The organism is Novosphingobium sp. FG137 (genome assembly GCF_057809735.1).
On record NZ_JBMDKN010000004.1, the window covers coordinates 256,584 to 279,846 of the forward strand.

The 23,263-nt window shown below is 65.9% G+C and carries 18 protein-coding genes; 6 read left to right on the top strand and 12 right to left on the bottom strand.

Annotated elements, in window-relative coordinates; all coding sequences use genetic code 11:
- Window positions 1-2 precede the first annotated feature (2 nt).
- Genes ACODS2_RS13120 through ACODS2_RS13135 form a run of 4 tightly spaced genes read right to left on the bottom strand, consistent with a single transcriptional unit; the run spans window position 3 to window position 3,478 of the window.
- Window positions 3-533: a DUF2141 domain-containing protein gene (locus ACODS2_RS13120; RefSeq protein WP_488999225.1), complete on the bottom strand. Its 531-nt coding sequence runs from the start codon at window positions 531-533 to the stop codon at window positions 3-5.
- Window positions 530-1,480 (bottom strand): hypothetical protein, encoded by a 951-nt coding sequence (locus tag ACODS2_RS13125; RefSeq protein WP_421837731.1) that lies wholly within the window; start codon window positions 1,478-1,480, stop codon window positions 530-532. The genes ACODS2_RS13120 and ACODS2_RS13125 overlap by 4 nt, the downstream gene beginning before the upstream one ends.
- Window positions 1,481-1,520: 40 nt before the next feature.
- The gene (locus tag ACODS2_RS13130; RefSeq protein WP_488999226.1) at window positions 1,521-2,693 is read right to left on the bottom strand and encodes a glycosyltransferase; all 1,173 of its coding nucleotides are present in this window, start codon (window positions 2,691-2,693) and stop codon (window positions 1,521-1,523) included.
- Complete coding sequence (locus ACODS2_RS13135; protein ID WP_488999227.1) at window positions 2,690-3,478, bottom strand: DUF2334 domain-containing protein; 789 nt, start codon at window positions 3,476-3,478, stop codon at window positions 2,690-2,692. The genes ACODS2_RS13130 and ACODS2_RS13135 overlap by 4 nt, the downstream gene beginning before the upstream one ends.
- 312 nt (window positions 3,479-3,790) lie before the next feature.
- Between ACODS2_RS13135 and ACODS2_RS13140 the strand changes: the two genes are divergently transcribed.
- On the top strand, window positions 3,791-4,462 hold the full coding sequence (locus ACODS2_RS13140) for an RBBP9/YdeN family alpha/beta hydrolase (protein ID WP_488999228.1): 672 nt from the start codon (window positions 3,791-3,793) through the stop codon (window positions 4,460-4,462).
- On the opposite strand, the gene glgX is transcribed toward ACODS2_RS13140, so the two are convergent.
- The 7 genes from glgX to ACODS2_RS13175 form a co-directional block, all read right to left on the bottom strand.
- Entirely contained in the window at window positions 4,442-6,223 is a 1,782-nt protein-coding gene (gene glgX, locus ACODS2_RS13145) for a glycogen debranching protein GlgX (RefSeq protein ID WP_488999229.1), read from the bottom strand. The genes ACODS2_RS13140 and glgX overlap by 21 nt on opposite strands.
- Entirely contained in the window at window positions 6,220-7,848 is a 1,629-nt protein-coding gene (locus ACODS2_RS13150; protein WP_488999230.1) for an alpha-D-glucose phosphate-specific phosphoglucomutase, read from the bottom strand. The genes glgX and ACODS2_RS13150 overlap by 4 nt, the downstream gene beginning before the upstream one ends.
- Window positions 7,845-9,296, bottom strand: a complete 1,452-nt coding sequence (glgA, locus tag ACODS2_RS13155) for a glycogen synthase GlgA (protein WP_488999231.1) — start codon at window positions 9,294-9,296, stop codon at window positions 7,845-7,847. Before glgA ends, ACODS2_RS13150 begins: the two co-directional genes overlap by 4 nt.
- 142 nt (window positions 9,297-9,438) lie before the next feature.
- Window positions 9,439-10,698 (bottom strand): glucose-1-phosphate adenylyltransferase, encoded by a 1,260-nt coding sequence (glgC, locus tag ACODS2_RS13160; RefSeq protein ID WP_298166505.1) that lies wholly within the window; start codon window positions 10,696-10,698, stop codon window positions 9,439-9,441.
- 43 nt (window positions 10,699-10,741) lie between these two features.
- Complete coding sequence (gene glgB / locus ACODS2_RS13165) at window positions 10,742-12,916, bottom strand: 1,4-alpha-glucan branching protein GlgB (RefSeq protein WP_488999232.1); 2,175 nt, start codon at window positions 12,914-12,916, stop codon at window positions 10,742-10,744.
- A gap of 16 nt (window positions 12,917-12,932) precedes the next feature.
- Window positions 12,933-15,317, bottom strand: a complete 2,385-nt coding sequence (locus ACODS2_RS13170) for a glycogen/starch/alpha-glucan phosphorylase (RefSeq protein WP_488999504.1) — start codon at window positions 15,315-15,317, stop codon at window positions 12,933-12,935.
- A gap of 286 nt (window positions 15,318-15,603) precedes the next feature.
- A complete protein-coding gene (locus tag ACODS2_RS13175; protein WP_488999233.1) occupies window positions 15,604-16,104 on the bottom strand; it encodes a RidA family protein in 501 nt (166 codons plus the stop codon).
- A 200-nt stretch (window positions 16,105-16,304) separates the two neighbouring features.
- On the opposite strand from ACODS2_RS13175, the gene ACODS2_RS13180 reads away from it, so the two are divergent.
- From ACODS2_RS13180 to ACODS2_RS13200, 5 genes are all read left to right on the top strand, one after another.
- Window positions 16,305-16,748 (top strand): c-type cytochrome, encoded by a 444-nt coding sequence (locus ACODS2_RS13180; protein WP_488999234.1) that lies wholly within the window; start codon window positions 16,305-16,307, stop codon window positions 16,746-16,748.
- 37 nt (window positions 16,749-16,785) lie between these two features.
- Window positions 16,786-18,375, top strand: a complete 1,590-nt coding sequence (locus tag ACODS2_RS13185; RefSeq protein WP_488999235.1) for a flavin monoamine oxidase family protein — start codon at window positions 16,786-16,788, stop codon at window positions 18,373-18,375.
- 217 nt (window positions 18,376-18,592) lie between these two features.
- Entirely contained in the window at window positions 18,593-19,594 is a 1,002-nt protein-coding gene (locus ACODS2_RS13190; protein ID WP_488999236.1) for an NADPH:quinone oxidoreductase family protein, read from the top strand.
- A gap of 576 nt (window positions 19,595-20,170) precedes the next feature.
- Window positions 20,171-21,037 (top strand): p-hydroxycinnamoyl CoA hydratase/lyase, encoded by an 867-nt coding sequence (locus ACODS2_RS13195; protein WP_298166515.1) that lies wholly within the window; start codon window positions 20,171-20,173, stop codon window positions 21,035-21,037.
- A 194-nt stretch (window positions 21,038-21,231) separates the two neighbouring features.
- On the top strand, window positions 21,232-22,635 hold the full coding sequence (locus ACODS2_RS13200) for a M20/M25/M40 family metallo-hydrolase (RefSeq protein WP_488999237.1): 1,404 nt from the start codon (window positions 21,232-21,234) through the stop codon (window positions 22,633-22,635).
- Here the strand turns inward: ACODS2_RS13200 and ACODS2_RS13205 are convergent.
- Entirely contained in the window at window positions 22,616-23,233 is a 618-nt protein-coding gene (locus ACODS2_RS13205) for a TetR family transcriptional regulator C-terminal domain-containing protein (RefSeq protein WP_488999238.1), read from the bottom strand. The genes ACODS2_RS13200 and ACODS2_RS13205 overlap by 20 nt on opposite strands.
- Window positions 23,234-23,263: the final 30 nt, after the last annotated feature.

The following is a 23,263-nucleotide window of genomic DNA, read 5'->3' on the forward strand; positions in this document are numbered from 1 at the left end:
ACCTATGATCGTTTGAGCGGCCCGAACGAGAACAGGCCGGTACGGTAATTCATCACGATGCGCAATGTGGTCAGCCCGCCACCCGCATTGACAGAGACAGTGCTGGCCTTTGGCTTCGACCAGCCCAGCTTCGGATTGGCCGAAAAGCCGATGCCATCGTGGCTGAGGCTGAACTTGCGATCGGCATTGCGGTCATGCAGCACCGTCACCGCGTACGTGCCGGGTCCGGGCAGGCGAATGCACACGCGCGGCGTCGGCTCGGCCGAAACGCCCACTTCCACGCGGCGGAAGGTCTTGCCGGCCATGACCAGAATGTTGTCGTCGGCCAGGAAGTCGTTGTCGTTCGCCGGATAGACCTCGACCTTCACGCGCCCGGCGCGGTCCTTGAGGCCGATCAGATCGACAAGAAAGGCCGGCCCGTTTTCACCGGGGCGGCATTGCCCTTCGGCTTTGCCCAGATCCGGCGTCGAAGGGATCGGGCCCGCGCCGCAGAGCAACGCAAGTGCCGCTCCAAGGAAGATGGCCCGTTTCAAGCATTCTTCTCCTTCTGCACCAGATCAAGCAGCATCAAGCCAATGAACAACACCACATGCGTTGCCACGATCAGAAGCGATATCATGGCAATCATGTCGCTTGTCTGAACCTGACTGCCCACGAGGAGTGTCGAGATTCCGGCAAACGCGATGTCTTTATTGGGAATGAGCGGCAGGCGGGACAAGAGCAGCCGAACCGTTGCGAACAAGAGCCACGAACCCATGCCCACGCCGGGGAGGATAAGGTGCCAGGCAAGCGCGGAGAGGCCGGTATTGGCCACGATGCGCAGAGTGTGGACGACAAAGACAAAACCAAGGTCGGCGCGTGGCAGGCTGAGCAGGCCATTGCGGAAGAACATGATGACGAGGCTGGTGACGAGCACCACGCCGATCGAGGTGGTGAGCACATGCCCGTCGGTCGTGCCTGCGCCGTCGAGCCCCAGTTGGCTGATGATCGGCCACGTGAAGATCAGCAGCAGCACGGTCATGATATTGCCCGCGAGCGCTGAAAGGATCGCCACGTCCTTCACCGCGCCGAAGGGTGAGCCGGCCATCTTCACATGGCGCCGCGCCCAATCGTAGAAATAGACTTCACCGACATAGCCCAGCAGCAATTCGTTGCCGATCAGCTTCTTGAGCAGCGGGAAAATGCCCGAAACCGGAATGCCCCACAGCTTGCGGAAGATCACCCAGTCCGCCACCGGCCCTGCGAAGTAGCTCGCCGCCAGCACCAGCCAGATCCAAGGGGATGTCGGCACGATCGACCAGACCTGACCCCAATCGATCTTGCGCAGCTGCCACAGCACGGCAACCAGAATGGCGAGCGAGATCACCGGGCCGACCCAGCCGCTCCACTTGCGCAGGCTGCGTTCGAGCGGCGCGGTGGAAGGCAGCGCGGTAGGCAGCACCGGCGGCAGGGTTTCGGTCAGGGCTTCGGGTGGAACCATGGGGGAAAAATCCTTCGAGGAGCCCGCCTCGCCATCGGGGTTAAGCACGGGCGAGGCCCTCCATCAGCGCGAGATAGCCATGCGAAGCTATCTCTACGGTGAACCGCCGTGATTGATCGCGCGCAACGGCTTCGTCAAATTTCAACTTGGCAATGTCTTCCATCGCCTGTGCCAGCGCCGATGCATCGCCCACCGGCACGAGGAGCCCGAACCGGCCGCCGCCCAGCATGTCCTCCATGCTCACGCTGCACCGGGTCGAAACCACCGGCAGACCGGCTGCCAGCGCCTCTGCAACCACGGCAGGAACGCCTTCATATTCCGAGGAAAGTACCAGCGCATCGGCCGCAGCCAGTTCGGCATCGAGCGGGCTGACGTGGCCTGGCATGCGCACCTTTCCGCTCAGCCCCAGGCGGGCGATCTGCGCCTCCAGCGCCCGGCGTGCAGAGCCTTCGCCAATGATGGCCAATCGGTCATCCGGCCCCGCCATGCGCGCAAAGGCATCGATCAGCAGGGCGAAATTTTTCTGTGCGGCAAGCCTGCCGATGGCCAGGAAGCGCCGTCCGGGCGCGCGCGGCGCCGCTTTGGCGGCTTCGCGCGCAGCCGCCAGCCGCTGGATGTCCGCTTCGGCAAGCGAGGGGTCATCGATCACCGCGATCCGCGCATCCTCCGCGCGCATCAGGGTGCCGATCTCCTCGCGCATCGGCGGCGCCATGCCCACCAGCCGGTTCAGCATCCGGCCCTGTATCCGCAGCCATAGCCGGTAGAACGGGCGGGCCGGGGCGGGCAGGTCGCTCCGGGTTAGGTCATTGCTGATCTTGGCGACGATGGGCGGGCAGGCCTTGCCCAGCAGCAGCCGCATTGCCACCGCCACCACGGTGTAGGAATTGCCTGCGCAGAACAGCACGTCGGGCCGGATCCGCCGGATCGCGCGGGGCAGCCGGGCGATCATCCACAGCGTTTCCCAGGCCGCGCTCGGGATCGCCTCGGGACCGAGCACATCGTACTCCAGCCCCGGCCACTCGCGCTTCATTACGCCCGCCGTGCGCCCCAATACCAGCCGCGCGTCGTGCCCCTGCGCGCGCCATGCCTCATGCAAGCGCAGCGCCACGCGCTCGACGCCGCCCGGCTCGAAGCTGTGAAGGAACGTCAGAATGCGCAGCGGCTGCGCGCCGGCGGGTGCTCCGCGGGTCAGCGCGGCCGACAGCGCGTTCATGCGCCGCCGCCGAGCGCGGCATAGCGCGAAGGCGCATGCGTGCGCACGAAGCGCGCCAGCGTGCGGTCGATGCTGTCCAGCAACGCGGGCACCGTCGTATCGCCCGGATGCACTGCCACGCGGATCGTGCGGGTGAAGGGGAGGGCCGCCCGGCCCAGCGCTGCGGCCAGCAGCGAACTGGCGATGCGGGCCTTGCTGCGGCTCGCCCAGGTGATCACCGGGCCTTTCGCCAGCACTTCGCCGCTCGCGGGCCGCCACACCTTCATGTGGTCCTCGGCCAGCGCAAAACCCAGTTCGCGCATCGCCGCATGCGCGCCATCGCCATAAAGCCACGCCGGCGCGATGAAGCCTGCCACCGGGCGGCCGATCACGTCTTCCACCAGCGCGCGCCCATCGCGCATGCGGGCGAGCGCCTCGGCCTGCGGCAGGTTCAGGAACTCGCCTTCGCCCGCGGTCATGTGCTTGCCCTTGATCGCGGCAAGGCCCTCGGTCGCCGGCATCTCGTCCTTGTGGGACCAGCCGTGAAGGAACATCTCGATGCCCTGATCGGCCCAGCCGCGCAGCCTTGCCGCGAACGCAGCGTTGCCCGCAATCGGCGCGCCGCGCCAATGGTCGGGGATCACCAGCATGGCGAATTTCGCCTCGCCCACGTGCCGCGCCAGCCGCTCCGCCAGCGCATCGACCTCAGCCTCGAACCGCGGCGAGACATCGTGGATCGAAACGACCAGCCGGTTTTCTGGCCGCCGCCGCGCGGAAACAGGGGAGGAGGGCGCGGGGGCGTTCATGCGCGCGCCGGTATCACCACATGCTGCACTGCCGCAAGGCGCAGTCGCATCCCGCCATCGTTTGTCGTCATCGGTGTGGCCCCTGCGCGTGAACTGGTTTGGCCCATTTGCCCGCTTAGTGCACGCCAACTGCGGCGAGGACATGGCAATCGTGTGACCAATCCGCAAGACGGCGCAGGTCCCGCCGCAGATCGGCGAAATCCCCGCGCGCTTCGTCGCGGCGCTATTGTCTATCGAAAAAGTTGAGTTAACGTCAGGCCTGTCGGGACGTGCACCGAGTCGACCGGCCATTTCCTCTCCTGGAGACGTTTTATGGCCAATTTCATCACTGTTCAGAACGATGCGGCCCAGCCGGTGATCCTTACCGTGCCGGGCCTTGGCAATTCCGGCCCCGGCCACTGGCAGACGACATGGGAAGCCCGCCTGCCGCGCTGCCGCCGGGTCGATCTGGGGCTGTGGGAAGATCCCCATCGCAACACCTGGGTGAACAAGCTCAACCTCGCGATCCAGCGCGCCGAAGGGCCGGTGGTGCTCGCCGCGCACAGCCTCGGCTGCCTCGCGGTTGCCTGGTGGGCCGAGTACGAGCAGCCCGGTGGACCCGTGGATGGCGGGAAGGTGATCGGTGCGCTGCTGGTGGCCCCGCCCGATGTGGAGGAGCGCCCGCTCGACCGGCGGCTCACTCGTTTCGCGCCGGTGCCGGAAAGCGCGCTGCCGTTCCCTTCGGTGCTCGTTGCCAGCCGCAACGACCCTTACCTGACGATGGCGCAGGCACGCGGGCTTGCCCGCCGCTGGGGCGCACGCCTCGCCGATGCGGGGGAGGCGGGACACATCAACGCCGCGTCCGAACTGGGCGATTGGGCATTTGGCCGCCTGCTGCTCAACACGCTCCTGCCGCAGCCGCTGCCGGTTGTGCAGGATACGCCGCGTGCGCAGCCGGCGGCGCGGGACGAGTTTGATCCCGCGCTAGTCTGGCAGCGCGCCTGAGCGGATTCCGGGGCCGTCCACCCCGGGTCCGGCATAGGAGGCGGCGCGATCGATCCTCAATCCCGTCGATCGCGCCGCCTCGCTTTTTGATTGCCATGTGAAGCCCGCCGCCTGTGGGTCCTCCCAGCGCGCGGCGTCCATCGCCGCCTCATCGAGCGCGCGCCATTCGCCGCCTTGGGGAAACTGCGCAAGGCTGCGCGCCGCCCGCCACGCCGCCAGCGCCGCGACATGGTCTTCCAGCGCGCGGTCGCGGTGCTCCCAATCGATCCATGTCAACGCGTTGTCCTGCGCATAGGCATTGTTGTTGCCCTGCTGGCTGCGGCCGAACTCGTCGCCCGCCGTCAGCATGATCGTGCCGGTGGAGACGAACAGCGTGCCCAGCATCGCCCGCGCCAGCGCGGCGCGGCGGGCGAGCACCTGCGGATCGTCCGTCGGCCCTTCCACGCCGTTGTTCCAGCTGAAGTTCTCGCCATGCCCATCGCGATTGTCCTCGCCGTTGGCGTGGTTGTGCCGGTGTTCGTAGGCGAGCGTATCGGCCAGCGTGAAGCCATCGTGCGCGGCAAGATAGTTTACCGCGCGGCAGTCCTTGCCGAAGATGTCGGACGAGCCTGCCAGCCGCGTCGCCAGCAGGCCGATGCCCGCATCGCCCCGCCAGAACCGCCGCACATCATCGCGGTAGCGGTCGTTCCACTCCAGCCAGTGCGCCGGGAAGCGCCCGAGCTGATAGCCGCCGGGGCCGATATCCCACGGCTCGGCGATCATGATCCGGTCTGCGAGCCATGGATCGGCGGCGATTTCGGCAAAGATCGGTGCGTCCGCCGCAAAGCCGGGGCCGCGCGCCATGACCGTGGCGAGATCGAAGCGGAAGCCGTCGATGCCGCAATGCTGCACGAAATGCCTGAGGCTCTCGATCACCAGCCTGCGCACAGCAGGATTGGCGAAATCGAGCGTGTTGCCGCAGCCGGTATCGTTGATCAGCGAGCCATCGGCGTTGTGCGCATAGGCCGCGTTGTCGAGCCCGCGAAACGACAGCAGCGGCCCCAGCACATCGCTTTCACCAGTATGGTTGAACACGAGATCGAGGATCACCCCGATCCCGCGCGCGAGCAGCGCCGCCACCGTCTCGCGCAGTTCCGCCACGCCCCCCGGGCACAGCCGCGGATCGAGCGCCATCGGTACGACCGGATTATAGCCCCAGGCATTGCTGAGCCCGAGTGGCGGCAGATGCCGCTCGTCGATCCACGCCGTGATCGGCATGAGCTCCACTGCGCTGACATGCAGCTTTTCGAGATGCGCCAGCACCGCCGGATGCGCCAGCGCCGCCACCGTGCCGCGCTGCGCTTCGGGCACGTCAGGGTGCAGCATGGTCAGCCCGCGCACGTTGACTTCGTAGATAAGCCCACCGCGCTTGAAGACGGGTGCTTGCAACGGCATCTGCGGCGGCGCGCCGGGCATGATGGCGCGTGGCACCAGCGCGGCGGTATCCACGCCGTATGCGGATAGCGCCGGACTGTACATGAACGCCCGGTCCAGCTCGACTGCGCGCGGATCGACCAGCAGCTTGGCGCGATCGAACCACAGTCCGCGCTCGGGAGCCCATTCGCCTTCCGCGCGCAGGCCATAGCGAGTGCCGGGAGCAGGGGCCTCGAGCACCCAATCGTCCCCTTGCCGCACCATCGGCACGCGGGTCTCGTTATCCCCGTCGAACAGGCAGAGCATCACCGCCTCGGCGCGCGGCGCGCGCACCGAAACGTGGGTCATGTGATCACGTCAGGCGCCGTCCGGCCGGTGCGCGCGGCGATCCCGGCAATCGCTTCAGCCGCCGCGATCAGATCGCCCAGCATGGCGTCGGTATCGGCATCGAGCGTGCCGCCTGCCGGCTCGTAGCGCTCCAGATAGAGCCGCAAGGTCGCGCCCTCGGTGCCCGTGCCCGAAAGCCGCAGCACGATGCGCGATCCGCCCACAAACAGTACGCGCAGGCCTTGGTTGGCGCTGTGCGAGCCGTCCACCGGATCGTCATAGGCAAAGCTGTCCGCCTTCTCGACCGTCAGAGGCCCGAAGACCTTGCCCGGCAGCGTCGGGAACGAAGCCTCCAGCGCCGCCATCAGCGCTTCGGCCACATCCTTGGGCAGCGCCTCGTAGTCGTGCCGCGCATAGTAATTGCGGCCGAACTTCGCCCAGTGCTGGCGGGCGATCGCCTCCACGCTCTCGCCCCGCACGGCCAGAATGTTGAGCCAGAGCAGCACGGCCCAGAGCCCGTCCTTCTCGCGCACGTGGTCAGAGCCGGTGCCTGCGCTTTCCTCGCCGCAGATCGTCGCCTTGCCTGCATCGAGCAGGGTGCCGAAGAACTTCCACCCCGTCGGCGTTTCGTAGCAGGGAATGCCCAGCGCCTGCGCCACACAGTCCGCCGCCGCGCTGGTCGGCATGGAGCGGGCGATCCCGGCGAGGCCCTCGGCATAGCCGGGTGCCAGATGCGCATTGGCCGCCAGCATCGCGAGGCTGTCTGATGGCGTGATGAAGATGCCCTTGCCCACGATCAGGTTGCGGTCTCCGTCCCCGTCCGAAGCCGCGCCGAATGCGGGCGCATCGGGCGAAAACATCAGGTCGAACAGCACCTTGGCATGGACGCGGTTGGGATCGGGATGGTGCCCGCCGAAATCTTCCAGCGGCACGCCGTTGTGGACGGTGCCGGGGCGGAACCCCAGCCGCTTTTCCAGCACTTCTATGGCGTAGGGGCCGGTCACGGCATGCATCGCATCGAACGCCATGGTGAGGTCATTCGCCACCGCCGCGCGGATCGCGGGGAAATCGAACAGCGTCTCCATCAGATCGGCCCAGTCGGCCACAGAATCGATCACCACGACCGTCATGCCCGCCACGGTCTGCACGCCCAGCGTATCGAGATCGACGTCCGCCGCTTCCACCGTCAGCCAGCGGTCGATCACCTTGGTCCGCGCGAAGATCGCGTCGGTAATCGCTTCGGGCGCGGGGCCGCCATTGGCGATGTTGTACTTGATGCCGAAGTCCTCGTCCGGCCCGCCGGGGTTGTGGCTGGCCGAAAGGATCAGCCCGCCGCTCGCGCCATATTTGCGGATCACATGGCTGGCGGCAGGCGTCGAGAGGATGCCGCCTTGCCCCACCAGCACCCGGCCGTAGCTATTCGCCGCTGCGATGCGGATCGCGGCCTGAATGACCGTCCGGTTGTGATAGCGCCCGTCCCCGCCGATCACGAGCGTCGAACCCGGCTCTGGCGAGACGGCATCGAACACCGACTGGATGAAGTTCTCGGCGTAATTCGGCTGCGCGAACACGCGGACCTTCTTGCGCAGGCCCGAAGTGCCGGGCTTCTGGTCGGCGAAGGGCGTCGAGGGAATCGTCTGGATCATGGCGTTACCGTAAGGCTCTTGTAGAGGTCGGCATAGGCCCCGCCGCTGCCTGTCCATGAGAAATCGGCGCTCATCCCCGCGCGCTGCAGGCTGCGCCAGGCGGCGGGATCGCGGAACAGTTGCACCGTGCGGGTGAGGGCGTCGGCGAGCGTCTGATACCGCACCCCGTCAAACTGGACGCCCGTCGCCACCCCGGCCTGCCGCGCCGCGAGATTGGCGTCGATCACCGTGTCCGCAAGGCCGCCGGTGCGGCTCACCACCGGCACGCAGCCATAGGCAAGGCCGTAGAGCTGGGTTAGCCCGCAAGGCTCGAACCGGCTCGGCACGAGAATCGCATCGCCCCCGCCGAGCATGCGGTGCGAAAGCGCCTCATCATAGCCGATGCGCACGCCGATCCGCCCGGGATGCCGCGCGGCGGCCGCATGGAAGCCGCTCTCAAGCGCCGCATCGCCGGAACCCAGCAGCGCCAGACGCCCGCCGATGCCGACAAGGTGGTCTGCCGCTTCGAGCAGCACGTCCATGCCCTTTTGCCAGGTCAGCCGGCTGATGACGATAAAAAGGGGACTGTCCCCATTTTCGAGCCCAAATTCGGCCTCCAGCGCGCGCTTGTTCGCCGCCCGCTTGCCCAGCGCTTTGGCGCTGTAAGGGGCTTTCAGCGCGGGATCGCTCGCCGGGTTCCACACCGCCGGATCGATCCCGTTGACGATCCCGCTCACGTCGCTTTCCCGCGCGCGGACCAGCCCTTCGAGTCCCATGCCGAAGCCGGGCTCGCGGATTTCGCGGGCATAAGTCGGGCTAACCGTGGTGACACGGCTGGCGGAAGCGAGGCCGGCTTTCAGGAAGCTGATCCCGCCGTGATATTCGATCCCGTCGATCGCCATGGCCTGCGGCGGAAGGCCCAGCGCCGGAAACAGGTCCGCGCCGTAATGCCCCTGAAACGCCATGTTGTGGATCGTGATCACCGAAGGCAACTGCGGCCCCGCAGGCGCAAAACGCTGATAGGCCAGCGTCATCCCCGCCTGCCAATCGTGCGCATGAACGAGATCGAACGAAAGCCCTTTGACCACGCCCCCCGCCACATCCGCCGCCGCGCGCCCGAAGGCGGCGAAGCGCTTCCAGTTGTCCGCCCAGTCGCGCCCGGTGGCATCGCCATAAGGCCCGCCCTCACGCGCATAGAGCCCCGGCGCATCGAGCACGAGCAGCGCATGCTCGCCAAGCTTGCCCGCCAGCAGCCGTGCGGGTTCGCCCAGCAGGCTCTCCCACTTGTGCACCGCCTTGGGCTTCTTGCCGAGCGTGGCGATCACCGCGGGATAGCCCGGCAGCAGGGTCGTCATGGCCACATCGTGCGCCGCCAGCGCCTCGGGCAGTGCGCCCACCACATCGGCAAGGCCGCCGGTCTTGACCAGCGGCACGGCCTCTGAAGCGACGGAGAGGACGTTGAGCGTCATGCGAGCACTCCAGCGCTGCTCCCCTCCCCGGTGGGGAGGGGTTGGGGGAGGGGGGTCGGCCTTTCCTGCAAGCGCCACTCACCCCCACCCGGCCTCCCCCGAACGGGGGAGGGGCAGAACCGGCAGTCAAGGGTGGGCTTTTTCACGCCAGCCGCTCGATCATCGCCTTGTTGATCAGGCACACCCCGCTCTCGGTGCGGCGGAAGCGCTTGGCATCGAGGATCGGGTCCTCGCCCACCACAAGGCCCTCGGGAATGCGCACGCCGGAATCGAGGATCACGCGGCTGAGTCGCGCCCCGCGCCCGATGTTGCAATAAGGCAGGATCACGCCCTCATCGACGCTGGAGAACGAGCCCATTTTCACGCCGGTAAACAGCAGCGACCGCCGCGCGATCGCGCCCGAGACGATGCAGTCCTGCGAGATCAGCGAGGAAATCGCCATGCCGCGCCGTCCTTCAAGATCGTGGACGAACTTGGCTGGCGCCGCCACGACCTGGTCCGTCCAGATCGGCCAGTCGCGGTCATACATGTTGAGCTTGGGCACCACATCGGTGAGGTCGAGGTTCGCCTCGAAATAGGCGTCCACCGTGCCGACATCGCGCCAGTATTCGCCGATTTCCTCGGCTGCGCGAATGCAGCTGTCGGTGAAGCGGTGGGCGACAGCCTTCCCGTTCTTGACGATATCGGGGATGATGTCCTTGCCGAAGTCGCGGGTCGAATTGGGATCGGCCGCATCGCGGCGCAGCGCCTCGAACAGGAACTTCGTCTCGAACACGTAGATGCCCATCGAGGCGAGCGAGTGCTCCGGATCGCCGGGGATCGCGGGCGGATCTTCCGGCTTCTCGACAAAATCGGTGATCACCGAAGCGCCATCGACCGCCATCACGCCAAAGCCCTTGGCTTCCTCGCGCTTCACCACGAGGCAGCCGATCGTCACGTCCGCGCCGGTCGCGACATGCTGCTGCAGCATGATCTCGTAGTCCATCTTGTAGATGTGATCGCCCGCAAGGATGACCATGTACTTGGGCGCGTGGCTCGCGATGATGTCGAGGTTCTGGTAGACCGCGTCCGCCGTCCCTTCATACCACGCATGCTCGGAAATGCGCTGCGAGGCGGGCAGGATGTCAAAGCTCTCGTTGCGCTCTGGCCGCATGAAGTTCCACGCGCGCTGCATGTGGCGGATCAGCGAATGCGCCTTGTATTGCGTCGCCACACCGATGCGCCGGATGCCCGAATTGATCGCGTTCGAAAGCGCGAAGTCGATGATCCGGCTGACCCCGCCGAAATAGACCGCGGGCTTGGCGCGGTTGTCGGTCAGCTCCCACAGGCGGCTGCCGCGCCCGCCTGCCAGCACATAGGCCATGGCGTCACGCGCCAGCGGCTGTCCATAAGTATCGCGCATGGTCCTTCTCCCTCCTTGCCCCAATTCTTGTCTCGTGAAGCGCTTATCCCTCGAACACGAACATCACCGTCGACAGCGGCGGCAGCACGACAAGTGCCGCGCCATCTTGCGCCGTCACGCCGCCCAGATTGCCCTGACCCGATCCGCCATAGATGCCCGCATCGCTGTTGAGCGCCTCGCGCCACGTGCCGTCCTGCGGGAACGGCAGGCGGTAGTGCCCGTGCAGCGTCGGTGTCATGTTGCTGACGACAACCACCGTCGGCGCGCCAGGCGCCAGCCTCGCCCAGGCGAAGACCGACGCGGCGGCGTCATCGACCACCAACCATTCAAAGCCATCACCCTCGCAATCGCGCGCGTGGAGCGCGGGCAGGGTGCGATAGGCGTGGTTGAGGTCCTTCACCCAGCGCTGCACCCCGGCATGTTCAGCGAGATCACGCTGATACCAATCGAGCTCGCGCGCTTCGCTCCATTCGCGCCCCTGCGCAAACTCCTGCCCCATGAACAGCAGCTTCTTGCCCGGATAGCCCCACATCAGCCCGTAATAGGCGCGCAGGTTGGCAAACTTCTGCCAGGCATCCACGCCGCTCATCTTGCCCAGCAGCGATCCCTTGCCGTGGACCACTTCGTCATGGCTCAGCGGCAGCACGAAGTTCTCGCTGAAGGCATACATGAGGCCGAAGGTGATCTCGTCGTGGTGATAGCGCCGGTGCACCGCATCGCGCGCCATGTAGGCGAGCGTGTCGTGCATGAAGCCCATGTTCCACTTGAACCCGAAGCCCAGCCCCCCGCGCGGCGGCCCCGCCGCATCTGTGGGCAGCGTCACCCCCGGCCAGCTCGTCGATTCCTCTGCAACGGTCAGAAACCCGGCGTGGCTGGCATCGACCGCACGGTTCATCGCCTGCAGGAACGCCACCGCTTCCCAGTTCTCGCGGCCCCCCTCGGCATTGGGGATCCACTCGCCATCCTTGCGGCTGTAATCGCGGTAGAGCATCGAGGCGACAGCATCCACGCGCAGGCCATCGACGTGATAGCGCTCAGCCCAATAGAGCGCATTGTTCACCAGGAAGCTCAGGACTTCCCGCCGCCCGAAATTGTAGATCGCGGTCTGCCAATCGGGATGGAAGCCCAGCCGCGGATCGGCGTGCTCATAGAGATACGTGCCGTCGAACTGCGCAAGGCCATGCGCATCGACCGGGAAGTGTGCCGGGACCCAATCGATCAGCACGCCGATCCCCGCCCGGTGCGCCCCATCAACGAACCGTGCAAAGCCCTCTGGCTCGCCGAAGCGGGCGGACGGCGCAAACAGGCCGGTCGTCTGGTAGCCCCAGCTCGGATCGAACGGATGCTCGGAGACGGGCAGGAACTCGATATGGGTGAAGCCCATCTCGACGACATAGGGGATCAGCCGGTCGGCCAATTCGTCCCACGAATAGAATTCGCGCCCATCGCCGGGCTTCTGCCACGATCCGGGGTGCACCTCATAAATCGAGATCGGCACCCGGCGCGGATCGGTCTTCGCCCAGCTCGCGCGGTGGTCGGCATCGCCCCACGCATGCGCATCGGGCGCGGCGATCACGCTCGCCGTCGCGGGCCGCAATTCTGATCGGAAGGCAAACGGATCGGCCTTGAGCGGCTGGACCGCGCCGCCCGGGCCAACCACGCGGTACTTGTAGGCGCGTCCCGGCTCGATATCGGGCAGGAACACTTCCCACACGCCAATATCGGCCCGCCGCCGCATCGGATGGCGCCGTCCGTCCCAATCGTTGAATTCGCCGACCACCGAGACCAGCTCGGCATTGGGCGCCCAGACCGCGAAATGCACGCCCCGCGCGCCTTCGTGATCAATCACATGCGCGCCAAGCTTGTCGAACAGGCGCAGGTGCGTGCCCTCATTGATCAGGAAATCATCGAGCGGCCCCAGCACCGGGCCGAACGAATAGGCATCGGTCAGCCACCACTCATGCGGCCCTGCGGTGCAGCGATACTTCACCGGCTGGCGCGGCCCTTTGACCACGCCTTCGAACAAGCCGCGCTCGTCGATCCGCGTCAGCGTGCCCAGCGTTTCTCCGCCCAGCGCATGGGCCTCCGCCGTCTCTGCCCCCGGCAGCACCGCGCGGGCAAAGGCACCGCCCGGTCCCTCGTGGATCCCCAGCAAGGCAAAAGGATCGGCATGGGTCCCGTTTAGCAGGGCTTCGAGCGCGGCGGGGGAGGGCTTCATGATGCCAGCATCGTGATCAAGTCAGAGCTCCCCAGATCTCGCGCGCATATTCGCCGATGGTGCGGTCGGAAGAGAACCAGCCGACGTTGGCGATGTTGCGGATCGCCTTGGCGCGCCACCCGGCCTGGTCTTCCCACATCCGGTCCACCTTGCGCTGTGCCGCGTGGTAGCCGTCGAAATCGGCTGCGACCATGAACCAGTCGTGGTCGTAGATGCCGCCCATCAGCGAGGCATAGCGTGTGGGATCATCGGGCGAGAACACGCCCGTCGCGATGGCCGAGACCGCCTGCTGCAATTCGCGGCTGCCCTCAATCACGGCGCGCGGGTTGTACCCCCCGGCGCGCTTTTCCGCCACTTCATCGGCGGTGAGGCCGAAGATCACGATATTCTCGTCACCCACCCGGTCCTTGATCTCGACATTCGCGCCATCAAGCGTGCCGATGGTGAGCGCGCCGTTCAGCGCAAATTTCATGTTGCCGGTGCCCGAGGCTTCCATGCCCGCCGTGCTGATCTGCTCCGAAAGGTCCGCCGCCGGAATGATCCGCTCGGCCTTCGAAACGTTGTAGTCCGGCATGAACACGACCTTGAGCAGCCCGCCCACCGAAGGATCGGCATTCACCCGCCGCGCGATGTCGCTCGCCAGTTTGATGATCAGCTTGGCGTTGTGATAGCTCGATGCCGCCTTGCCGCCAAAGATCTTCACGCGCGGCACCCAGTCGCGCTCCGGGTGGCTGCGGATCTGGTCGTAAAGCGCCACCGTCTCGATCAGGTTGAGCAACTGGCGCTTGTATTCATGGATGCGCTTGATCTGCACATCGAACAGCGCATCGGGATCGAGCCGCAGCCCCATGGTCTGGCGCACATAAGCCGCGAGCGCGACCTTGTTGGCCCGCTTCACTTCGGCAATCCGCTCGCCCAGCGCGGCATCATCGGCAAAGGCATTGAGCTCCGCCAGCTTCTCGGCATCGTCGAGGAAGCCCGGCCCGATCGCATCGGTGATCACGCTGGTGAGCCCTGGATTGCACTGCTGCAGCCAGCGGCGCGGGGTGACACCGTTGGTCTTGTTGTTGATGCGCGTGGGGTAAAGCCCATGCAGGTCCGAGAAGACCGTGGACTTCATCAGCTCGGTATGGAGCGCCGCCACCCCGTTCACGCTGTGCGCGCCCACGAACGCAAGGTTCGCCATGCGCACGCGCCGTTCGCCCGCTTCGTCGATCAAGCTGATCGCTGAAATGGCGCGGTCGTCGGCTCCGCTCTTGCGCGCCTCGCGCAGCACGCGGCTGTTGATCGCGTAGATGATCTGCATGTGGCGCGGCAGCAGCCGTTCGAACAGCGGCAGCGGCCAGCTCTCCAGCGCCTCGGGCAGCAGGGTGTGGTTGGTATAGCCGACCGTGCGCCGCGTCACGTCCCAGGCCTCGTTGAAATCGAGCCCGTGGAGATCGACCAAAATCCGCATGATCTCGGCCACCGCGACGGCGGGGTGCGTATCGTTCAGCTGGATCGCGGCCTTGTCCGGCAGGCTGGCGATATCGCCATACGTCTGCACGTGGCGGCGCACGATGTCCTGGATCGAGGCGGAGGTGAAGAAATACTCCTGCCGCAGCCGCAGCTCTTGCCCGGCGGGGCTGGAATCCGCCGGATAGAGCACGCGCACCAGCGTTTCGGCACGCACTTCCTCGGCCAGCGCGCCGGTATAGTCGCCCGCATTGAAGGCATCCAATCGGATCGGATCGAGCGCGCTCGCGGTCCACAGCCGCAGCGTGTTCACCCGCTTGCCGCGCCAGCCGACCACCGGCGTATCGACTGCGGAGGCTTCGACCTGCTCGGCCGGGATCCACTCCACCCGGTCGCCCTTGTCCACCACTTCGCCGCCGAAACCGATGCGGTAAGCGCTTTCCCGTCGGTCGAATTCCCAGGGATTGCCGTGGCTCAGCCAGGTCTCCGGCAGTTCCACCTGCCAGCCGTCATCCAGCCGCTGGCGGAACATGCCATTCACATAGCGGATGCCATAGCCGTAAGCCGGGATATCGAGGCTCGCGAGGCTTTCCATGAAGCACGCCGCCAGCCGCCCGAGCCCGCCATTGCCGAGCGCGGCGTCCGGCTCCAGATCCTCAATGGTCGAAAGATCGAACCCATAGGAGCGCAGCGCCTTTTCCATTTCGCGCGTCAGGCCCATGTTCGAAAGCGCATCGCGCAGCAGACGCCCGATCAGGAACTCAAGGCTGAGGTAATAGACGCGTTTGCCGCCCGCCTCATACGTGCGGTGGGTCGATTCCATCCACTGGTCGATGACCTTGTCGCGCAGCGCGAGGACGGTGGCGGTAAACCAGTCGTGCGGGGTCGCGGAATGGACGTCCTTGCCCACGCGGTGCCGCAGAACGTCGAGAATATGGGCCTGCATATCACCCGCCTCGGCGCGCGAAGCGCTGGCAGCGGGCTTGTCACTCTGGTCGAGGCGCACGGATCGTCACTCCCCCTGATCGGATGCGGCTTGGCATGGGCTTCTGCGGCGGCCCTCGCTCTGGCGTCCCAATGGTGTCCGGCCTCTCCCGGTGCTTGCCTCGCAGACTAGGCGAGGGATGTCACCGGCGGCAAGCCACCACGTGCCGCCTAAGAGACCGAAGCGGGGCGGCTGTCCAAAGGAATACGTTTGCAATCGTTCCTTGGCGTTCCCGCTGCCGCCCGCCTCAGCGCTTCTTCGCGGCGACCGCCTCGATCTCGATCAGGAAATAGGGGCCCGCCAGAGCCGCCACCTGAAAGGTCGATCGCGCCACGGTATTGGGGTTTTCGGCCGTCTTGAAGAACTGCTTGAAGCCTTCGTTCGCCCCGGCAAAGTCCATCTTGCCGAGCTTGGGATCGGCCACCACGAACAGCGTCAGCTTGATCACGTCCGACATCGCATAACCGCGTGCCTCGAGAATCGACTTGATCTTGGCGAGCGCGCTGATTGTCTGCGTTTTCGTATCGCCGAGGTCCTCGATCGATTTCACATCGGCAAAGGTCTTGGCCGGATCGATGGGGGAGGCGAGCTGCCCCGAAAGATAGAACAGGTCCGTCCCCGCCTTCACGTCCGCGCCGTCGAGGATCAGCGCCTGCGGATTGCTTTGCACGCGGGTCACCTGCGCTGCTGCAGGATGGGCGAATGCAATCGCGGCGAAAGCCAGCGCGGAAAGAAGCGTGAAGCGCATCGGTGGTCCCCTTCAAACAGCGCCGCAGCAAGCGGCGGGTTCGGCGGCGACCATACGCGACAATTCGCAGCCGCAAAAGCGGCTGAATGCCCCAATGGTCAGGGCCGCGCGCGTCAATCCAGCAACAATTTGCATTGACGGCGCTGCAATGCAGCATAGCTTGGCGCAGTACCGACGGTAGCAGGAGTGGGACCACGACCTTGCCGGGATATCGCCATACGTCTCTTCTTGCCGGCGCGCTTGCTCTGGCCGCCGCACTCGCGTTCGCCGATCCCGGCGCTGCGCAAGACCGTGGCGGCGCTTCCACGGTCGAGGTTTCGGGCGAGGGCAGGGAGCTTTACGAGCAGATCTGCCAGTCCTGCCACATGGCCGATGCGAAGGGCGGCGGGGTCCCCGGCGCGATGTTCCCCGCGCTCGCCGGCAATCCGCGCCTTGCCGATCACGATTATGCCAGCATCGTCGTGCTCAAGGGGCGCGGCGGCATGCCTTGGTTTACCGACATTCTCACCCGCCCCCAGATTGCCGCAGTGATCAATTACGTGCGCTGTCACTTCAATGGCTATCCCGATGCGGTGACGGTCGCCGATCTCGACCGCATCACCACCGCCAATCCGCCGGTGCCCGATTGCAATTGCGGCCACTGATGTCCCGCCAGAGACTCACGTTTTCAAGGTGCCCCGCATGACCGAACCGATCCTGCCGACAACCCGCCGCAATCTCCTCACCCTGATCGGCAAAGTCGGCGGCGGTGCAGCGCTCTATCAGGCGATGACGGTAATGGGCCACGCGGCGGAATCGCAGTTCACCGGCCCGCCGGGGTTATCCGGTGCCAAGCGCGGCGCTTCGGTCCTCGTGCTCGGCGCGGGGCTTGCCGGCATGCTTGCGGCCTATGAACTGACCAAGGCGGGCTACAAGGTCCAGATCCTCGAAACGCAAAACCGCGCGGGCGGCCGCAACATGACCCTGCGCGGCGGCGATGTGGTTACCGAACTCGGCTCGGTCCAGAAAGTCGGCTTCGCGCCCGGAAACTACATCAACCCCGGCCCCTGGCGCATCCCGCACCACCACCGCACCGTGCTGCACTATTGCAAGGAACTGGGCGTCCAGCTCGAACCTTATATCCAGAACAACACCAACGCCTTCGTCCACCGCAAGAGCGCTTTCGGTGGCAAGCCGCAGCGCTACCGCGATGTGGTGACCGACTGGAAGGGCCACGTCTCCGAACTGCTCGGCAAGGCGCTCCATGCAGGCGCGCTCGATCAGGCCGTCACGGGCGAGGACAAGGCCAAGCTGCTCGAGGCGATGCGCAGCTGGGGCGTGCTCGACAAGAACATGGCCTATGTGAAAAGCGAGAAGCTGGGCGAGCAGCGCGGCTGGCAGCGCCCGCCGGGGGGCGGGGTGAACGGCGAGCCGATCCCCAATGATCCCTTCAGCCTCAGCGATACGCTCGACAGCAAGATCTGGGAAACGCTGGGCTTCTTTGCCGAGCACGTGATGCAGCCCTCGATGTTCCAACCCAAGGGCGGCATGGACCATATCGGCAAGGCGTTTCAGGCCCGCGTCGGCAAGCTGATCCGCTATGGCACCCGCGTGACGAAGATCGCGCAGGATGATCGCGGCGTCACCGCATCGTGGACCGATGCCAAGACGGGCGCGGTGGGCGAGACCAAGGCCGACTGGATGGTCTGCACGATCCCCGCCACCGTGCTCGGCCAGATCGATATTCAGGTCTCGGACGCCAAGAAGGCCGCAATCAAGGCGCTGCCCTATGGCAATTCGGTCAAGATCGGGCTCGAAATGAACCGCCGCTTCTGGGAGACGGAGGACGCGATCTATGGCGGCAGCTCGTTCACCGATCAGGCCATCGGGCTCGTCAGCTATCCCAGCCACGGTGCCTTCAGCGATGGCCCCGCCGTGCTGCTCGGTGCCTATCCATTCGGCGTCGGCGCCTATATCCTTGCCGGGATGACGCCCGAAAAGCGCATTCAGGCCGCGCTCGATCAGGGCTCGGTATTCCACCCCGCGCACTACAAGTCCGAATTCCGCAGCGGCGTTTCGCTCGCGTGGAGCCGCATGCCCTGGATTCTGGGCTGCTGCGCCACCTGGACCGAGGAAAGCCGCGCCGCGCACTATCAGAACCTTGTCTCGCTGGATGGCCGCATCGTCCTCGCGGGCGAGCATTGCTCCTACTACGGCTGCTGGCAGGAAGGCGCGCTGCTCTCCTCGCTCGATGCGATCACCCGCCTGCACCAGCGGGCATCGGCGGCCTGAACCCGGCGGACATGTTTCGGGTGTTTGATCGAGGCTCCATATCCACCCTCCGCTCATGCTGAGCTTGTCGAAGCATCATGCGCAGCTGTCGCGCCAGCACCCTTCGACAAGCTCAGGGTGAGCGGGCTTGGGGGCGGAATAAGTATGGTGAATGCCTCGAGAGTCTGGACGGCGCGGCGCGGCTGAGGCATCGCGGGCGGCGGGAGAACAACCGCCGATGACCATGCTGCCCCCCGTAATGCGCGTCCTCGAAGTGTCCGCGCTGGCCCCCGATCTCGCCGGCGTCGGCCTTGCCGAGCGGCCCGTGCCGCGGCCGTGGGCAGGGCAGGCGCTGGTCCGCATCGAAGCCGCCTCGCTTGGCTTTCCCGATCTACTGATGACCGAGGGGCTCTATCAGGCCAAGCCTGCGCTGCCCTTCGTGCCCGGCATGGAAGCCGCCGGCGAAGTCGTCGCGGCGGGCGAGGGCAGCTGCTGGCAGGTGGGCGACAAGGTGATCGTCGCGACCCTGACGGGCGCCGTGGTGCAATACGGCGTCTTCGCCGATGCCGCGCTGCTGCCGCTGCCCGCTGGCCTGTCCTATTCCGAAGGCGCATCGCTGCGCGCCGCCTATATCACCGCCTACACTGCCATCGCGCGTATCGGTCAGGCGCAGCCGGGCGAGACGCTGGTGGTCCACGGCGCGGCGGGCGGGGTCGGGCTCGCCGCCGTCGATCTCGGCAAGGCGCTTGGCCTCACCGTCATCGCGGTGGCTTCCAGCGCCGAGAAGCGCGAGGCGATCCAGCGCCTCTATGCGCCCGATCATGTGCTTGCTGGCCCCACTGGCCTGCGCGAGCAGATCCTTGAACTGACCGGTGGGCGCGGCGCGGATCTCGTTTACGATCCCGTTGGCGGCGATGTGTTCGACGAGGCGTGCCGCTACACCGCATTTGGCGGCCGCCTGCTCGTCGTGGGCTTTGCCGGCGGTCGCATCGCCGAGGTGCGCACCAACATTCCGCTGATCAAGGGCTTCTCGGTCGTCGGCGTGCGTGCGGGCGAATATGGTCGCCGCTTTCCGTCGCGCGGCGCGGAAGACATGGCCGCGATCCTGGGGCTGGCAGGCGAGGGCCGCATCCGCCCGCATGTACATTCAGCCGTGCCGCTGGCCGATTGGCGCGAGGCCTACCTCGCCATGCGCGAACGCCGCGTGATCGGGCGCACGGTGATCCTGCCCAACGCTTAAACTCTCCCCACCTCGTCATTCCCGCGGAGGCGGGAAACCAGGGGGGCTGGCGCGGCGTTTGCGGCTCTGGGTTCCCGCCTGCGCGGGAATGACAAAGTCTGGAGGGGGGGGAGCCAGATGGATGTAGCAGGCGGCCCGCACACTCTCTCGGAACCAGACCAAAAAAAGGGGCCACCCGTTGCCAGGTGGCCCTTGAAAGTTTGGGAGAGGATGCCTGAAAGGCGTGTTCTTAGTGCGCCCCACCCCGAGTCTTCGCAAGTGCGAAACGCGGGGTAGCAGTTGCAATAATTGCAATTCAGGCACCGAAAAGTGCGGTTTCAAGCGATTTCAAAGGGAGGATTTTGCATTATTATCAATTGCTGCATTCGTATGCAGTGATCGTTCACAGGGCTTAGTGCATCCATCCTGTCCTTTGGTGCAGGTTTTGCGTCCGTTGCGGTTGTAACCACCTCGCAGGCCCGAATTCATGCTTCCCCACCTCTCGACAGGCTCACATTGCACCGACTCGCGAAGTGTTATAGGGTATAACCCACAAGCCCATATTCACTTGACCTGCTACACTCGAGAGGACCCGCCGTGACCGACCAGACCCCGATTGCCCCCAAGCCGGACCGCGCCGAGGAAGACACCGTTGCCTTCTGCGTCGACGACGGCATCGCATGGGTGGCCTTCAATCGGCCGGAGAAGCGCAATTGCATGAGCCCGAAGCTCAACCGCCGCATGAAGGCTGTGCTGGAAGAGCTCGAATTCCGCGACGACGTGCGCGTGCTCGTGCTCACCGGCGAAGGCGAGGCATGGACTGCCGGCATGGACCTCAAGGAATACTTCCGCGAGACCGAGGCGCTCGGCCTCGGCGCGATCCGCAAGTCGCAGCGCGAAAGCTACGGCTGGTTCGAACGGCTACGCTGGTATGAGAAGCCCACGATCGCGATGATCAACGGCTGGTGCTTCGGCGGCGGCTATGGCCCGCTGTTTGGCTGCGACATCGCGATTGCCAGCGAGGACGCGCAGTTCGGCCTGTCTGAAATCAACTGGGGCATCCTCCCCGGCGGCGGCGCATCCAAGGTCGCGCAGGAACTCATGCCCTTCCGCAAGGCGATGTACCACGCGATGATGGGCGAAAACCTCACCGGCAAGCAGGCCGAGGAACAGGGGCTCGTTACCGAGGCCGTTCCGGCTGAAAAGCTGCGCGAACGCGTGCTCGAGATCGCCAACGTGCTGAAAAAGAAAGATAGCCACGCCCTGCGCGCCACCAAGTGGACGATGCGCCGCATGGTCGACATGACCTACGACAACGGCCTTGAATACCAGATCCGCGCGCAGGAAGCCCTTCACAGCTTCGGCGGCGCCGCCGCGCGCAAGGAAGCCACCCGCCAGTTCCTCGACGAGAAGAGCTTCAAGCCGGGGCTGGAAACCTTCGACGTGACCAAGGTGAAGGGCTGAACAGGCCCACCCCCGACCCCTCCCGCAAGCGGGAGGGGAGAAGAAGGTACTGCGCATAAAGCCCCTCCCGCTTGCGGGAGGGGTTTGGGGTGGGCAGGCGGCAGCACGCCACGTGGCGCAACTCTCAAGAAAACATCTTGCGCGCCGCAGCATAGCCCGCCAGCGTCAGGGGACATCAGGAGTCCCGTATCGCCATGTCGCTTTCCCGCCTCGCCATCGCTTCCATCCTCGCGCTCGCCCCGCTGCCGGTGCTGGCCGCCGCGCCTGCCAGCTATCCCGCTGCCGAAGCGCAAGTACTCGATCTGGCAACGAAATCCATCGCCATCCGCTCGGTGCGCGGGGAGAACAACCGCACGATCGACGTCGCCAATCTCTATAAGCAGGCGCTGCTGGCGGGCGGCTGGAAAGACGGTGATATCGAGATCACGCCGTCCGACGACACCGCCTATATCATTGCCACTTGGGCGGGCAGCGATCCCAAGCTCAAGCCGCTCGTCATCTCCGGCCACATGGACGTGGTCGAAGCCAAGCCTTCGGACTGGCAGCGCGATCCCTTCACCCCCGTGGTCGAAGATGGCGTGCTCTATGGCCGCGGCGCGACCGACATGAAGTTCAACGGCGCCGTCGCGCTGTCCTCGCTGATCGAGCTGCGCCGCTCCGGCTTCAAGCCGCGCCGCACCATCGTCATCGAATTCTCGGGTGACGAGGAAACGGTGATGAAGACCACTGGCCTGCTCTCCGAAAAGCTCAAGAACGCCGAACTGGTGATCAATGCCGATGCTGGCGGCGGCAAGCTGGATGAGGCGACCGGCAAGCCGATCTACTGGTCGTGGGACGGCGCGGAGAAGACTTACGGCGATTTCAAGCTCGAAGTCACCAACCCCGGCGGCCACAGCTCAGCGCCGCGCCCGGAAAATGCCATCGTCCAGCTCGCGCAGGCGCTGGTGAAAGTGGGGGCCTACAAGTTCCCGGCCGAACAGAACGCCCTGACCAAGGGCTATTTTGCGCAGGCTGCCGCGTTCGAACCCGATCCGAAGATCGCCGCCGCGATGCGCGCCTTTGCCGCGAACATCGCCGACGAGAACGCTATCGCCGTGCTGCGCGCCAATCCGGCCACGGTCGGCAAGGTCGGCACCACTTGCGTGCCCACGATGGCCGATGCCGGCCACGCGCTCAACGCGCTGCCGCAGCGTGCGGCGGCCTTCATCAACTGCCGCATCTTCCCCGGCCACACCCTCGCCGAGATCCAGAACGAGCTCGCGCGCGTGATCGCCATGCCCGAAGTGAAGATCATCGACGTGACCGAAGGCTCGTTCGAAACCGATGCTTCGCCCATGCGCGCGGATTTCGTCGCCGCTTCGACCAAGGCGATCCGCAAGGCCTGGGGCAAGGACATCGCCGTGGTCCCTTCGCAAAGCTCCGGTGCGAGCGACAGCATGTATTTCCGCCGGCTGGGCATTCCCGCTTATGGTGCCAGCCCGCTGTTCACCAAGGACAGCGAGGAATTCTCCCACGGCCTCAACGAGCGCGTGCGGCTGGAAAACATCCGCCCCGGCGTGACTTACTACCTCAGCCTGCTCACCGATCTGGCGAAATAAGGGTATCGAGGAAGCGGCGCGCAATGTCGCCCGCTTCCTCGGCGCTGAAGCAGCCGGGCGAAAGGCACAGCTCCAGCCACAGCCCGTCGAGCAGCGCGCTCACCGCAATGGCCGCGCGCCGCCGCTCGGCTGCAGGCACGCCGCAAGCGCCGAGCAGCGCCTCCAGCCGCGCGCGCGATCCGGCATATTGCTCGTCGTGCTGCGCGGCGATTGCGGGCCGCGCGGTGACAAGGCTCCAGAACGCGATCCAGGTGGCCAGCAGCTGCGGATCGGCAATTGCCGGTGCGAAAGTGGTCGTCACGAACGCATCGAGCCGCGCGCGCGGATCGGGCCCTGCCGCCTCCACCGCATGGTCCAGCGTCTCGCCCACAGCACCTTCGACATGGGCGTAAGTCGCCGCAACAAGCGCTTCGATTCCTGAAAAATAATGGCTGACGAGGCCGGGCGAGACGCCCGCTTCCACCGCGATCGCGCGCACGCTCACCCCCGCCGCGCCGGCGCGCGCCATCACCCGCGCGCAGGCCTCGATCAGCGCGAGCCGCCGCGCGTCGGGGCGGGTCCGGCGGAAGGCGGGTTGATGCGGGGAGGGCGCTTTCATCTTGCGTATCCTAATCGTTGTTGTACGATC

Coding starts and splice junctions, on each gene's coding strand:
- ACODS2_RS13170 (WP_488999504.1), bottom strand. CDS start 15,317: ATGCAGGCCCATATTCTCGACGTTCTGCGGCACCGCGTGGGCAAGGAC.
- ACODS2_RS13130 (WP_488999226.1), bottom strand. CDS start 2,693: ATGAACGCGCTGTCGGCCGCGCTGACCCGCGGAGCACCCGCCGGCGCG.
- ACODS2_RS13140 (WP_488999228.1), top strand. CDS start 3,791: ATGGCCAATTTCATCACTGTTCAGAACGATGCGGCCCAGCCGGTGATC.
- glgC (WP_298166505.1), bottom strand. CDS start 10,698: ATGCGCGATACTTATGGACAGCCGCTGGCGCGTGACGCCATGGCCTAT.
- ACODS2_RS13150 (WP_488999230.1), bottom strand. CDS start 7,848: ATGATCCAGACGATTCCCTCGACGCCCTTCGCCGACCAGAAGCCCGGC.
- ACODS2_RS13205 (WP_488999238.1), bottom strand. CDS start 23,233: ATGAAAGCGCCCTCCCCGCATCAACCCGCCTTCCGCCGGACCCGCCCC.
- ACODS2_RS13200 (WP_488999237.1), top strand. CDS start 21,232: ATGTCGCTTTCCCGCCTCGCCATCGCTTCCATCCTCGCGCTCGCCCCG.
- glgB (WP_488999232.1), bottom strand. CDS start 12,916: ATGAAGCCCTCCCCCGCCGCGCTCGAAGCCCTGCTAAACGGGACCCAT.
- ACODS2_RS13135 (WP_488999227.1), bottom strand. CDS start 3,478: ATGAACGCCCCCGCGCCCTCCTCCCCTGTTTCCGCGCGGCGGCGGCCA.
- ACODS2_RS13185 (WP_488999235.1), top strand. CDS start 16,786: ATGACCGAACCGATCCTGCCGACAACCCGCCGCAATCTCCTCACCCTG.
- glgX (WP_488999229.1), bottom strand. CDS start 6,223: ATGACCCACGTTTCGGTGCGCGCGCCGCGCGCCGAGGCGGTGATGCTC.
- ACODS2_RS13175 (WP_488999233.1), bottom strand. CDS start 16,104: ATGCGCTTCACGCTTCTTTCCGCGCTGGCTTTCGCCGCGATTGCATTC.
- ACODS2_RS13190 (WP_488999236.1), top strand. CDS start 18,593: ATGACCATGCTGCCCCCCGTAATGCGCGTCCTCGAAGTGTCCGCGCTG.
- ACODS2_RS13125 (WP_421837731.1), bottom strand. CDS start 1,480: ATGGTTCCACCCGAAGCCCTGACCGAAACCCTGCCGCCGGTGCTGCCT.
- glgA (WP_488999231.1), bottom strand. CDS start 9,296: ATGACGCTCAACGTCCTCTCCGTCGCTTCAGAGGCCGTGCCGCTGGTC.